The 12,859-nt window shown below is 66.7% G+C and carries 11 protein-coding genes; 4 read left to right on the top strand and 7 right to left on the bottom strand.

The window, feature by feature from the left end:
* Positions 1-273: 273 nt before the first annotated feature.
* Both PI990_RS19000 and PI990_RS18995 read right to left on the bottom strand, forming a co-directional pair.
* Entirely contained in the window at positions 274-924 is a 651-nt protein-coding gene (locus PI990_RS19000) for a tetratricopeptide repeat protein (protein WP_271658113.1), read from the bottom strand.
* Positions 925-975: 51 nt separating this feature from the next.
* Positions 976-1,707: a carbon-nitrogen hydrolase family protein gene (locus tag PI990_RS18995; protein ID WP_271658112.1), complete on the bottom strand. Its 732-nt coding sequence runs from the start codon at positions 1,705-1,707 to the stop codon at positions 976-978.
* Positions 1,708-1,910: 203 nt separating this feature from the next.
* On the opposite strand from PI990_RS18995, the gene PI990_RS18990 reads away from it, so the two are divergent.
* Together PI990_RS18990 and PI990_RS18985 are read left to right on the top strand one after the other, a co-directional pair.
* The gene (locus tag PI990_RS18990; RefSeq protein WP_184491673.1) at positions 1,911-3,014 is read left to right on the top strand and encodes a DUF2855 family protein; all 1,104 of its coding nucleotides are present in this window, start codon (positions 1,911-1,913) and stop codon (positions 3,012-3,014) included.
* A gap of 125 nt (positions 3,015-3,139) precedes the next feature.
* The gene (locus PI990_RS18985; RefSeq protein ID WP_184491670.1) at positions 3,140-4,333 is read left to right on the top strand and encodes a GGDEF domain-containing protein; all 1,194 of its coding nucleotides are present in this window, start codon (positions 3,140-3,142) and stop codon (positions 4,331-4,333) included.
* 310 nt (positions 4,334-4,643) lie between these two features.
* Here PI990_RS18985 and PI990_RS18980 read toward each other — a convergent pair whose 3' ends face one another.
* On the bottom strand, positions 4,644-5,900 hold the full coding sequence (locus tag PI990_RS18980; protein WP_184491667.1) for an OprD family porin: 1,257 nt from the start codon (positions 5,898-5,900) through the stop codon (positions 4,644-4,646).
* Between the two features lie 216 nt (positions 5,901-6,116).
* Positions 6,117-6,407 (bottom strand): hypothetical protein, encoded by a 291-nt coding sequence (locus PI990_RS18975; RefSeq protein WP_271658111.1) that lies wholly within the window; start codon positions 6,405-6,407, stop codon positions 6,117-6,119.
* A 399-nt stretch (positions 6,408-6,806) separates the two neighbouring features.
* Between PI990_RS18975 and PI990_RS18970 the strand changes: the two genes are divergently transcribed.
* Positions 6,807-7,859, top strand: a complete 1,053-nt coding sequence (locus PI990_RS18970) for an NAD(P)-dependent alcohol dehydrogenase (RefSeq protein WP_021220015.1) — start codon at positions 6,807-6,809, stop codon at positions 7,857-7,859.
* A 248-nt stretch (positions 7,860-8,107) separates the two neighbouring features.
* Here PI990_RS18970 and PI990_RS18965 read toward each other — a convergent pair whose 3' ends face one another.
* Together PI990_RS18965 and PI990_RS18960 are read right to left on the bottom strand one after the other, a co-directional pair.
* Positions 8,108-9,550, bottom strand: a complete 1,443-nt coding sequence (locus tag PI990_RS18965) for a SulP family inorganic anion transporter (RefSeq protein WP_184491663.1) — start codon at positions 9,548-9,550, stop codon at positions 8,108-8,110.
* Between the two features lie 446 nt (positions 9,551-9,996).
* The gene (locus tag PI990_RS18960) at positions 9,997-10,614 is read right to left on the bottom strand and encodes an NAD(P)H-dependent oxidoreductase (RefSeq protein WP_271658110.1); all 618 of its coding nucleotides are present in this window, start codon (positions 10,612-10,614) and stop codon (positions 9,997-9,999) included.
* Positions 10,615-10,709: 95 nt separating this feature from the next.
* On the opposite strand from PI990_RS18960, the gene PI990_RS18955 reads away from it, so the two are divergent.
* The gene (locus PI990_RS18955; RefSeq protein ID WP_271658109.1) at positions 10,710-11,333 is read left to right on the top strand and encodes a TetR/AcrR family transcriptional regulator; all 624 of its coding nucleotides are present in this window, start codon (positions 10,710-10,712) and stop codon (positions 11,331-11,333) included.
* Here the strand turns inward: PI990_RS18955 and PI990_RS18950 are convergent, their stop codons facing one another.
* Complete coding sequence (locus PI990_RS18950) at positions 11,334-12,746, bottom strand: MFS transporter (RefSeq protein ID WP_271658108.1); 1,413 nt, start codon at positions 12,744-12,746, stop codon at positions 11,334-11,336.
* Between the last annotated feature and the right edge of the window lie 113 nt (positions 12,747-12,859).

Below are 12,859 nucleotides of genomic sequence, written 5' to 3'. Positions count from 1 at the left end.
TCATCCGGCCCCGGCTTCGCCGAGGTTCCCTCACTCCATCGCCGCTCCGGGGGCCGGCGCGAAGGGCCATCCATGGCCAGTCGCGCCTCTCACGGCATCCATGCCGTTCGTCCCCCTACGCAACGACTGCGTTCGGCCTCCTGGAGGGGCGTTGGCGGCTGCTCCAGCTTTCTTCGCCCAACGCATCACGACGTGGTGCGCACGGACTTTCGTAGGATGGCGTAGAGCGAAGCGAAACCCATGCTGTGGGGCCAGGCATGGCGGAACGCGTCGTCAATCGGCTGGCTTGGCCTCATCCAGCGTCTTCCTGATGCTCGCGCCGAGCTGGAGGGCGTTGCTGCAGGCGGGGTCTTCCTCGCCGTGCTTGCAGGATTTCTCCAGCACCTCCAGGGCTTTTGGTAGGTCCTTTTTCACGCCGATACCGCGAGCCAGGTACATGCCGAGCATGGTGCAGGCCCAGGGGTCGTCCTGGTCGCAGGCGCGGGTGAAGCTGCGGGCGGCGCAGGCTTGCACGCGCTCGTTCTGCATGTCGGCGCGGTATAGCCCGGCGGCGTGGTTGGTGCAGCCGGAGGCGGCGCCCAGCTTGCAGGCGCGCTGGTACAGGGGTTCGAAGCCGGCGGGGTCGCCGCCGAGTTGCTGCAGGGTCACGGCCGTGCGCAGGCAGGAGTAGGCGTCCCCGGCGGTGCAGAGCGTGAGGCAGCCATCCAGCTGGTCGACGGTATTGCAGTCATAGGCGTTGACTTCCAGTGCTCGGCGAGCGGGCATCAGGTCGGCCGGGCATTGTTCGGCCTCCTGGGTCCATTGCGCGTTGGCGCGGACCTGGGCGTCGATGCGTTCGACGATCTGCGCGTCCTCCTCGGCCACGGCGGTTTGCAGCAGCGAAAGTGAAACGGCGGCGAGAAGCATCAGCGTCCTGATGAACATGGGAATTCCTTTGCGTGAAAGAGGGTTGTTGCACGCCCCGCAGCGGGGGCGTCAGGGGCCGGGAATCAGCTCGACGCGCTCGCTTTCCAGGTCCAGCAGCACCAGGCCTTCCTGCCCGTCGGGGAGGGTGCCGAGGCAGTCGCCCTGGCGGTTCCAGGCGGCGGATTGGCCGGTGGTGAGGAAGTCTTCCACCGGGCCGATGCTGTTGCTCATCAGCAGCGGCATGGCATGGCGGCGGGCCATGGCGGGGTAGTGCTGTTGCCCGGCGGCGATGCCGTTGGCCGATTTGGCGACGCTGACCAAATAGAAGTCGGCACCTGCCGCGACGGCCTCGTCGGCGTGCTCGGGGAGCATGGATTCGTAGCAGATGGCCGGCGCCAGGCTGTGTTCGCCGAGGCGGATCAGCGCCTGGCCTTCGCCCGGGCTGAACCAGGGCAGCTCGTCGGCGTGCAGGCGCTGCTTGCAGTAGAGGCCGCGTGGCTGGTGGGCCTGGAAGATGACCATGCCGATGCGCGGCAGCGGCGCGCCGGTCACCGGTAGGCCGGCGCAGATGATGATGCCGTGCACGTCAGCGAGGTGCTGCAGGGCGTCGAGGCGTGGGTCGTCGGGCGTGGTGGCCAGGCCCTGGGCCAGGGACGGCGCATAGTTGGTCAGCGAGAGCTCGGGAAACAGGATCAAGGCGGCGCCCTGTTCCACCGCCCGCCGGATGAACGCGCAGTGCTTGCCGATATTGCCTTCGATGTCGCCCGTGATCGACGACAGTTGCGCGGCGCAAAGCTTCACGTGGTGTGCTCCTGCAGATGAGGGCGCCATGCTAAATCGCCGTGGCAGCCTCACGCCAGAGCCTTTTCGAGGGGTGGCCCATGCACCTGTACCGTGTGCACGTCATTCAGCGGCTGATTGATCCATGGCGGCATCTGGACGCGCTTCCGGCGCCTTTCTAGACTGGCTTTCCGCTGGCCGCCCACCCCACAAGGAACCGCCCCATGAGCACCTATCAGGAACTGCGGATCAACCGCACGCAGCTGGACGATTGCCAGTCCCACCGCCGCGAGCTGGCCGTCGAGCTGGATGAGGGGCAGGTGCTGCTGGGCGTCGAGCGCTTCGCCTTCACCGCCAACAACATCAGTTATGCGGCGCTGGGCGATGCCATGGGTTACTGGCGCTTCTTCCCCACGGTGGAGGGCCAGGGGTTGATCCCGGTCTGGGGCTTCGCCGTGGTGCTGCAGTCGCACTGCGAGGGTGTCGCCGAGGGTGAGCGCTTCTACGGCTACTACCCCATGGCCAGCCATGTGGTGATGGAGCCGGGGCGCGTCGATGCCCAGGGCTTCACCGACACCATCGCCCATCGCCAGGGCCTGCCGGCCATCTACAACCACTACCTGAACTGCGCCACCGACCCGCTCTACAGCGACGACAGCGAGGCCCCGCAGATGCTCCTGCGGCCGCTGTTCACCACGGCCTTCCTGCTCGACGAATTCGTCGCCGGCAACCAGGCCTTCGGCGCTCGCCAGGTGATCATCACCAGTGCGTCGTCGAAGACCGCCATCAGCCTGGCCTACCTGCTCAGCCGGCACCGTGCCGAGCGTGGCCAGGACTACGAGGTGATCGGCCTGTCCTCGACGACCAACCGCGCCTTCGCCGCCGGGCTGGGTTGCTATGACCGGGTGCTGGAATACGGCGAGGTGGAATCCCTGGCCGGTGATGTGCCGTCGATGGTCATCGACCTGGCGGGCAACAGCCAGTTGCTCGCTCGCCTGCACGGCCACCTGCAGGCGGCGCTGCGCTACAGCTGCCAGGTTGGTGCCTCCCACTGGGACCAGCGCCAGGCACTGCCGAATGGCCTGCCCGGGCCGAAACCGGTGTTCTTCTTCGCCCCCAACGAGGGCAAGCGCCTGCACCAGCTGTGGGGATCGGAGGCCTTCGCCCGCACGCTCGCCGAGCGCTGGCAGGCCTTCAGCGGCTTCGCTCGCTCGTGGCTGATCTTCGAGTACGGCCACGGCGCCGAGGTGGTGCGCGAGCGTTACCTGGCGGCCTTGCAAGGGCAGCTGGAGCCGCAAGTGGGTGTGGTGCTTTCCCTGGCCGAGTGAGCCATGGGGCAGGGCGCGCGGTGAGGGCGGAATGATTCTCGTCCCAGTAGACGCGGCCCGCGCGCCTGCTTAGACTGGCCAACTGCTATGACCGCCGCCCCGGCGGCAGCCCAGGCTAAGCGCCCATGACCCTTCCCGAGTCCCCGACAGTACCGGCCCGGCACCGCCGAGGGCGCATTCCCGACCTGTTGCAGCCGGCGTTCCGCGCCTATGTGCTGGAGCACCACCGGGGCTTCCTGCTGGCGATCAACTTCATCGCGATGATCGCCTACGACTCCTACGTGCTGGCCGACGCGGTGCTGATCCCAGACATGGCCATGGAGTCGCTGGTCACCCGTGGCCTGCTCAGCCTGCTCGGGCTGCTGAATATCTTCCTGGTGTTCCGCTACAGCCGCAGCGTGCTGCTGATGGACATGCTCATGCCGCTGCATGACATCGTCTCCACCGTCGCCTGGTTCGAGCTGCTCAAGCGCAGCGACTCGCCCGATGTGGCCACCTTCCTCTATGCCTCGGTGGTGTTCATCGTGCTGGGCAACCTGGGGGTGCGCTACTCGTTCCGGGGCATCCTGGCCTGCTCGCTGGTCATCTCCGGGGTGATCCTCTACAACGTCGCGCTGCTCCATCCCGGCGATACCAAGGCGCTGCTGATCTTCACCCTGGTCTACCTGCCGGTGCTGGTCTTCAGCCTGTTCATCAGCTGGACCAATATCCGTGGCGTGCGTCAGGCCTTCCTCGCCGACCAGGAGGGCCGCCGCCAGCGCGCCGAACTGGCCACGCTGAACAGCCGCCTGCACGAACTGGCCAGCACCGATGCGCTCACCGGCGTGGGCAACCGCCGCGCCTTCGACCGCGTGCTGGAGGAGTACTGGTACCAGATGAGCCTGCACGGCCGGCCCTTCGCGCTGCTGCTGGCGGACATCGACTACTTCAAGCCCTACAACGACCACTACGGCCACCTGGCCGGCGACCGCTGCTTGCGCGAGGTGGTGGACAGCCTGGTGCACACCCTGCGCGACGGCCAGGCGAAAGTCTTCCGCTATGGCGGCGAGGAATTCGTCGTGCTGTTGCAGGTGAGCTGCCAGGCCGAGCTGGAGCACATCACCGAGCGCCTGCGGGTGCAGGTGGCGGGCCTGGACATGGAGCACCTGCACCGCCCCGATGGCTTGCGCCATCACACCATCAGCCTGGGCGCCTCGCTCTCCAGCGGCGAGGGCCTGGTCCAGGCCCAGGACCTGCTGGCGCGCTGCGACCAGCTGCTCTACCAGGCCAAGCAGGAAGGCCGCAACCGTGCCTGCCTGGCGGCGATGACGCTCTGCTGAGCGGGTTAGGCAATGCCCGGGTGAAGCAGCGCTGTGTTGGGCCTCGCTGCGCTCGGCGCCAACCTACGGGTACCGGGGCACGATCCCGTAGGAGCGAGCACTGCTTGCGAAGCGCTTGCGGGAATCTGTAGGAGCGAATTCATTCGCGATGGAATAACCGGCCACCCGCAGCCTTGTGCCGGCGGCGAGTCTTTCGCGGCTGAAGCCGCTCCTACGGGGAACGCCTGAGCGAGGCCGGACATTGCTGCCCTCGGCGCCGCCAGGGCGACGAGGGCGAGCGCGCCGGATTGCCCGGCGCACATGCGGGTGATCAGAGGATGCTGATCGGGTACTCGACGAAGGCGCGGATTTCGTTCAGGTCCGGGCCCACGTTGTTGTCGGCGCGGTAGATCGAGTTGCGCAGCTTGAGGGACAGGTCCTTGGCCGGGCCGTCCTGCACCACGTACTTGAACTGGTTGAACAGCTCGCGCTCGGTGCCGTCGCTCTCGCCGCCGGCCTCGATGTTGCTGCCGCGCACGTAGGCGACCTTGTAGCTCAGGCCGGGTACGCCGTAGGTGGCGAAGTCCAGCTCGTAGCTCGCCTGCCAGGAGCGCTCGTTCTTCAGGTTGAAGTCGGAGTAGTAGGAGTTGGCTACGTATATGGTGCTGCCGCCGTCGCCGTAGTCGTACGCATAGCCGGCGTCACCGGTGTTGCGCTGGTGGGCGATGATGAACGCGTGGGCGCCGACGCTGTATTTGGCGGCCAGGCTCCACAGGGTGTTCTTGTCGTTGTTGCCGTCACCGCCGAAGTCCAGCGCGGCATCGGAGTTGTCGTCGTAGTCGGTGCGGTAGATGTTGAAGTCGAAGTTCAGGGCCTGTTCCGCGTTGAACGGAATCGTGTAGTTCACATTGCCGTAGTACTTCTTGAAGGTGTCTTCGACATCGGAGTGGTACAGGGCCACGGACAGCGCATCGTTGACGACGTAGCTGCCGCCGATCACATCGATGCTCTTCAGGCGATTGGGGTCGCGTGCCGGGTCGCCCATGGGGCTGTCGGCGGTGAAGCGGCCGACGTTCAGTTCCAGGCCTTCGATTTCCTTGCTGGTCACCAGGGTGCCGGTGAAAGCTTGCGGCAGCAGGCGGCTGTCGTCATAGGCGAGCACGGGCAGGGAGGGGAACTGGTTGCCGTACTTGAGCACGGTGTTGGAGAAGCGCAGCTTCACCGCGCCGCCGGCTTCGGAGAGGTCATCCACCGGGTGGCCGTCGCTGTCGGTGTCGAAGAAGGCGCTGTAGTTACGGCCCCGGCCGCTGTCCAGCTTGATGCCGAGCAGGCCGTACGCGTCCACGCCGAAACCGATGGTGCCCTGGGTGAAACCGGACTCGAAGGTACCGATGAAGCCCTGGCCCCAGACCTTGGCGTCGTTGGTCTTGTCCTTGTAGTCACGGTTGAAATAGGCGTTGCGCAGCAGGACCTTGAGGCTGGCGTCTTCGACGAAGCCCTTGGCGTCGGACTGCTCGCTGGCGTGGGCCTGGGCGATGCTCAGGGCCAACAGCGTGCAGGCGGCGGCTATATAGTTTCGGTTATGCATGGATGCTCCCAGATATTGGTTTTTTTGATGGCTTGGAGTCGGCAGGAAGAGACCGCTTATTCAATTGCCGATCGACCGGGAAACTGTAGATTCCCAACCGTGACAGCGCGAACTAATTGTTGCTTATAAGGTCCGCAGAATAAGTGGCGGGTAACAGTTAACACGCGCGCGCAAGTAATCCGTAACTGATGGGGTTGATGATTAATATCAATGAAATTAATAGTTTGCGATTGGGTGTGGCGCGTATTCTGGCGGCGATGAATACCTCAGGGCGCTGCTCCAGTTCGTTGTCGGAGTGGCGCCTTGCTCCATTTCATCATCCTTTGGTTTATTTGCCGCTTCTCTTGAAGCGGCTTTTTTTTGGCCGCGATTTATAGGCGCGAGAAGAGGATTGCTGCACTCGCCAAGTTGCACTGTTGGAGTATCGGGCAATTGGTCAAATATCGGTTCGAGCGAAACGCGTGCAATGCATCTTACATATATAAGTCTGGGCAGTTGATTGCTCATTCACTTCCGCCCTATGCGTCATGGCGCCGCACAAGCTAACCGCATGGCCAGGTTTTTCGCCGCCTGGCGGGCAGGGTGGGTCGACTCCCCGGAGAGCCGGTCCGGCGCTCCACAAACCTCGTATCAGAGCCTGGCAGAGGCCTCGCCGGGCTAATGCCCCATCATCGATACGGCGAATGGCCAAGCGCCTCGTTGCAGTATCAGGCAATGCGTCGAGAGCTCTGGAATGCACCTTTCAAGGCGTTCGACGATTGGCAGGAATGGGCAATCACGCCGGAGTAGTCGGCTACCGGACAGACCCCGTCGACGCTTAATCTTCGCTCCTGGCCGGATTCCGGGCCCGCCTATCCCATCGAAGGCCGACGCGTCGGCTGATCCTCAACCCCTGGAGTACTGCTCATGTTCACAATCGGTTATGCCGCGCAAACCGCCGCTGCACCGCTCGCGCCCTTCAAGTTCGAGCGCCGCGAACTGCGCCCCAACGACGTGGCGATGGAAATCCTCTACTGCGGCGTTTGCCACTCCGACCTGCACCAGGCCCGCAACGACTGGGGCTTCAGCCTGTATCCCATCGTGCCCGGCCACGAGATCATCGGCCGGGTGATCGAAGTGGGCTCGGCGGTGACGCGCCACAAGGTCGGCGACAACGTGGCTGTGGGCTGCATGGTCGACTCCTGCATGCAGTGCGACCAGTGCCGCAAGGGCGAGGAGCAGCTGTGCCGCGAGCGCAACACCCAGACCTACAACAGCCGTGACCGCATCACCAAGGAAGTCACCCTGGGCGGCTACTCCAAGCACCTGGTGGTGCGCGAGGAGTTCGTCCTGCGCGTGCCGGAAGGCCTCGACCTGGCCAAGGCGGCGCCGCTGCTCTGTGCCGGCATCACCAGCTACTCGCCGCTGCGCACCTGGAACGTCGGCCCCGGCAGCCGCGTAGGCGTGATCGGCCTCGGCGGCCTCGGCCACATGGCGGTCAAGCTCGCCGTCGGCCTGGGTGCCGAAGTCACCGTGCTCAGCCGCAGCGCTGACAAGGCCGATGACGCCAAGGCCCTGGGCGCCGACCGCCTGCTGGTGTCCTCCGACAAGAAGGCGATGACCGCCGCGCAGTCCAGCTTCGACCTGATCATCGACACCGTGCCCTCGCGCCACGACGTCTCGCCCTACATGTCGCTGCTGGATATCGACGGCACCCTGGTGATAGTCGGGCAGATCGGCCCCATCGACGAACAGCTGACCATCCCCTTCGTCCTCGGCCGCCGTCGCCTCGCCGGCTCGCCCATCGGCGGCATCGCCGAGACCCAGGAGATGCTGGACTTCTGCGCCCGCAAGAACATCCTCCCGGACTGCGAAATGATCCGCATGGACCAGATCAACGAGGCCTTCGAGCGCATGGAGAAATCCGATGTGCGCTACCGCTTCGTGATCGACATGGCCTCGCTGTCCGAGGCGGGTTGATCGACGCAGGGGCCTGAGCCGCAAGGGCTCGGGAAAAGCAAAATGCCCGGCCATCGCATCAGCGGTGGCCGGGCATTTTCATGGGTGCAGTGGCTCCGCTGGTGGATGAAAAAGGCATCATCCACCCTACGCAAGAACCACCCACGCAGCGCGGTCCCATCTGCGGCACCTGTAGGGTGGATGGTGCTCTTCCCATCCACCAAGCGGTGTCGATGCTTGCACCTCTATCCCAGGAAGAAACCTGCCACTCAGTGCTGCACACCCGCCCGCTTGAGCAACTGCTTGCAACGCTCGGACAGGTGCACCACGCGCAGGTGCTTGCCAGCCTTGGTGTAGCGCTCGCGCAGGGTCATCAGCGCGGTGAGGGCCGAGTAGTCGACGAAGCTCAAATGGCGGCAGTCCAGGGTCACCTGGGCCGGGTCGCCCGCCGGGTCGAACTGGGCGAGGAAGGGCGTGGTGGAGGCGAAGAACAGCGTGCCGTGCACCTGGTACAGCTTGCTGCCGTCGGCTTCCAGGTGGCTGTCGGCGTAGAGCTCGCGGGCGTGCTGCCATGCGAAGTTGATGGCGGCGATGACGATGCCCAGCATCACCGCGGTGGCCAGGTCGGTGAACACGGTGATCACGGTCACCGCGATGATCACCAGCATGTCGTTGACCGGCACCTTGTGCAGGACCCGCAGCGAGGCCCAGGCGAAGGTCTGCTGCGACACCACGAACATCACCCCCACCAGCGCGGCCAGGGGGATGCGCTCGATCAGCGGCGAGAGGAACAGCACGAAGAGCAGAATCATGCCCCCGGCCACCACGCCGGAGAGGCGGCCACGGCCGCCGGAGCTGAGGTTGATCACGGTCTGGCCGATCATCGCGCAGCCGCCCATGCCGCCGAACAGGCCCGAGGCCATGTTGGCCGCGCCCAGGGCCACGCATTCGCGGTCCGGGTAGCCCCGGCTCTCGGTGATCTCGTCGGTGAGGTTCAGGGTCAGCAGGGTTTCCAGCAGCCCGACCATCGCCATCAGCAGCGCATAGGGGGCGATGATGCGTAGCGTCTCCAGGCTCCACGGTACCTCGGGCAGCGCAAAGGTCGGCAGGCCGCCGGCGATATGCGCCATGTCGCCCAGGGTACGGGTGGGCAGGCCGACGAAGTACACCAGCAGGCCGACGCCAAGGATGGCCGCCAGGGCCGGCGGGATGGCGCGGGTCAGGCGCGGCAGCAGGTAGACGATGGCCATGGTCAGCGCCACCAGGCCGAGCATGGTCGCCAGCGGCATGCCCGACAGCCAGGCTTCGCCGGCCTTGAAGTGCTCCAACTGGGCCAGGGCGATGATGATCGCCAGGCCGTTGACGAAGCCCAGCATCACCGGGTGCGGCACCATGCGCACCAGCTTGCCCAGGCGCAGCAACCCGAAGGCCATCATGATCACCCCGCCCAGCAGCACCGTGGCCAGCAGGTACTGCACGCCGTGCTGAACCACCAGCGCCACGATCACCACCGCCATCGACCCGGCTGCACCGGACACCATGCCCGGCCGCCCGCCGAACAGCGCCGTCAGGGTGCAGATGATGATCGCGCCATACAGACCCATCAGCGGATTGAGCTGCGCCACCAGGGCAAAGGCGATGCACTCGGGCACCAGGGCGAAAGAAGTCGTCAGGCCGGCCAGGACGTCGGCGCGAATGCGGGCTGGTTTCATGGATTACCGGGGGAGGGCGGGACAAGGGAAGGGGCGGCGGATTCTACGGAAACTCCCCCGCCCGGGCCAGTTGCCCCGGTCGGCTGGCCCAATCCGGGCCTCCACCTCGCTGCCCATCTCGTGGAATTCATTCGCGATGGAGCATCCGACAGCGCGTAGCCAGGTGCCGGCGGCGAGTCTTTCGCGGCTGAAGCCGCTCCCACAGGGAGAGCCCGCCGTGAGGCCGGACAGGGTTGTGTTGGGCCTCGCTGCGCTCGGCGCCAACCTACGGCACGTTGCCCAATCCGGTCACGGTGCCAACCGGTGTGTAGGGTGGATGACGCTCTTTTCATCCACCAGCGGTGCCGGATGGAAACGCGGAGTTGGGGCAGTCCTGCGGACTGCTTGGCGACTGAAGTCGCCCCTACAGTCGCCCCTACGAGTGGGGCCGCCTTTGGCTGTGGGGCTCATGCCTCCACGGGGCGCGCTGCGGGTGCCTGGGCGAACAGCGATTGGCCGAGGCTGCGGGCTGCCCGCAGGTAGTCGGCCGGGTCGCGGCTTTCCGATTCCAGCAGCAGCTCGGAGCTGAGCACCTGGGCCCCGCAGTAATCGAAGATGCCGTGGTCGATCTGCGCCTTCATCGCCTCCAGGTAGCCGTGGCGTTCATAGGTGCCGGCATCGGCACCGCCGACCCCGATCAGGTGCACCTTGAGGTGGCCGAGCTTCTTCTCGAAGCGCTGGTCGAGGACGAAGTCGAAGGCCCAGCCGTTGCTGAACACCCGGTCGATCCAGCCCTTGAGCAGGCCCGGCATCGACCACCAGTACACCGGGTAGACCAGCACCAGGGCATCGGCACCGTCGATGCGTGCCTGTTCGGCGAGCACATCCGCCGGCGGCGTGGCCTGGTGGCGGTGCACGGCGTGGTCGGCGGGGTTGAAGCGGGGGTCGAAGCCTTCCTGGAACAGGTCGGCGGTTTCACTGCCGTTGCCCGGCGCGGACTCGGCCACGCCACGGGCGACTTCGGCGGCGATGGCATGGGTGAGCGACTCGGGATCGTGATGGGCGACAACGATAAGGGCGTGCATGTCGGTGGCTCCTGTGGCTCGATTGCGGGAGAGCTGAAAGCGCTTATATACTTTCAGTAAGTTACGATTGGTAAGTTACTTTTGGTAGGTTTCCCATGTCAAGCGATGAGAAGCAACAGGATTCCGCCGCGCAGCCGCGCCGTCGGTTGTCCCGCGAGGAACGGCAGAAACAACTGCTGGAAGCGGCCTGGCGCCTGGTGCGGGAGGAGGGCAGCGATGCGCTGACCCTGGGCCGCCTGGCCGAGCTGGCGGGTGTGACCAAGCCGGTGGTGTACGACCACTTCGGCACCCGCCAGGGCTTGCTGGCGGTGCTCTACCAGGATTTCGACGCGCGGCAGACGGCGGTCATGGATGCCGCGCTGGACACTGCCGAGCCAACGCTCGAGGGCATCGCCCGGGTCATCGCCTCGTCCTACGTCGCCTGCGTGCTGCAGCAGGGGCGGGAGATACCCGGGGTCACCGCGGCCCTGGCCGGCTCGCCGGAGCTGGAGCGCATCAAGCGTGAATACGAGGCGATCTTCCTCGCCAAATGCCGCGCAGTGCTGAGCCCCTTCACCGGGCAGGGCGGCCTCGGCGCCCCTGGGTTGCGGGCCATGCTCGGCGCGGCGGAGGCGCTGTCCCACGCCGCCGCCGCCGAGGAAATCACCCCCGCCCAGGCCGAGGAAGAACTCTTCGCCACCATTGTCGCGCTGGTGCAGCGCAGCCAGCAGGTGGGCTGATCAAGGCGCGCGACGCGGGCGGTCGGCGAAGGCGATCAGCAGGGCGATGAGCAGCAGCCCCAGGGCGACGAGGAAGGTGCCGCGCATGCCGGCAGCGATGGCCTCGGGCGCCGCGCGGGTGATGTCGTCGCTCGCCGCGCCCAGGGCGAACACCGCGCCCAGGGCCGAGGCACCGGTGACCAGCCCCAGGTTGCGCGACAGGTTGAGCAGGCCGGACACCAGGCCGCGCCGCTGTGCCGGCACCTCCGCCATCACCCGGGTGTTGTTGGCTGCCTGGAACAGCGCATAGCCCGCCGTCAGCCCGGCCAGCGGCACGATATAGCCGAGCACGCCCAGGTGCGTCGGCAGCAGCGGCAGGGCCAGGGTGGCCAGCGCCATGCCGAGCAGGCCGATGCGCACCATGGGCGCGGCGCCGAGGCGGTCCACCAGGCGCCCGGCGGGCACGCCCATCAGCGCCGACACCAGCGGCCCGCAGGACATCGCCAGCCCCACCTGGGCCGGCGCCAGATGCAGCGCGCCGGAGAGGTAGAAGGGGCCCACCACCAGGGTTGCCATCAGCACGCTGGTGACCAGCGCCCCCATGGCCAGCCCGGCGCGCAGCTGCGGGTCGCGGAACATTGCCAGGCGCAGCAGCGGTGAGGCGACGCGCCTTTCCACGCGGATGAACAGCGTCAGGCCCAGGCCCGCCGCCAGCAGCAGGGCGCCGTTGAGCGAGCCGAAGTGGCCGTGGCCCAGGGTCAGCCCCAGGGCATAGGCGGCCAGGGTCAGGGCCAGCAGCAGGGTGCCGGGGATGTCGAAGCGGGTGTCGCCGTCGTTCACCCGGTCGCGCGGCAGGTGGCGGTGGGCGAGGGCGAAGGCCAGCAGGCCCAGGGGCAGGCCGACCAGGAACAGCGCCCGCCAGCCGGGCCCGGCCAGCAGCAACCCGCCGAGGGAGGGGCCCAGCGCGGTGCCGATGGCCGACAGGGTGCCGAGCAGGCCCATGGCGCTGCCGGTCTTCTCACGTGGCACCGTCTCGCCGATCAGGGCCATCGCCAGGGTCATCATCATCGCCGCACCCAGGCCCTGCAGCGCGCGGGCGCCGATCAGCCAGCCGAGGGACGGCGCCAGGCCGCACAGGGTGGAGGCGCCACTGAACAGCAGCAGGCCCGCCAGCAGCAGGCGACGGCGCCCCAGCAGGTCGCCGAGGCGGCCCGCACCCACGCTCAGTGTGGTGATGGCCAGCAGGTAGGCCAGCACCACCCACTGCACGTTCTGGAAGGGGGCGCCGAAGGCTTCGGCCAGGGTCGGCAGGCCGACGTTGGCGATGCTGGTGCCCAGGGAGGCGAGCAGGGTGGCCAGGGCAAGGCTGGCCAATGCCCATTTCGAGCCGCTCGCCTGTTCGGTGGTCGCTGGGTTGGCTGTGGGGGGCTGCATGGCGGGGCTCCGTGGGTGGGTCGCCAGCACAGTCTGGGCGCGGTGCTGATAGGGCGGAAGGCGCAGCATTTGCACTTTATTCATGCATCCAACGCCATAGGTGAGCCGGCCGT

The organism is Pseudomonas sp. TUM22785 (genome assembly GCF_028198105.1).
Lineage (GTDB): Bacteria > Pseudomonadota > Gammaproteobacteria > Pseudomonadales > Pseudomonadaceae > Metapseudomonas > Metapseudomonas solani.
Note: the sequence above shows the minus strand (reverse complement) of the source record. Positions and strands in the feature narration are given on the sequence as shown.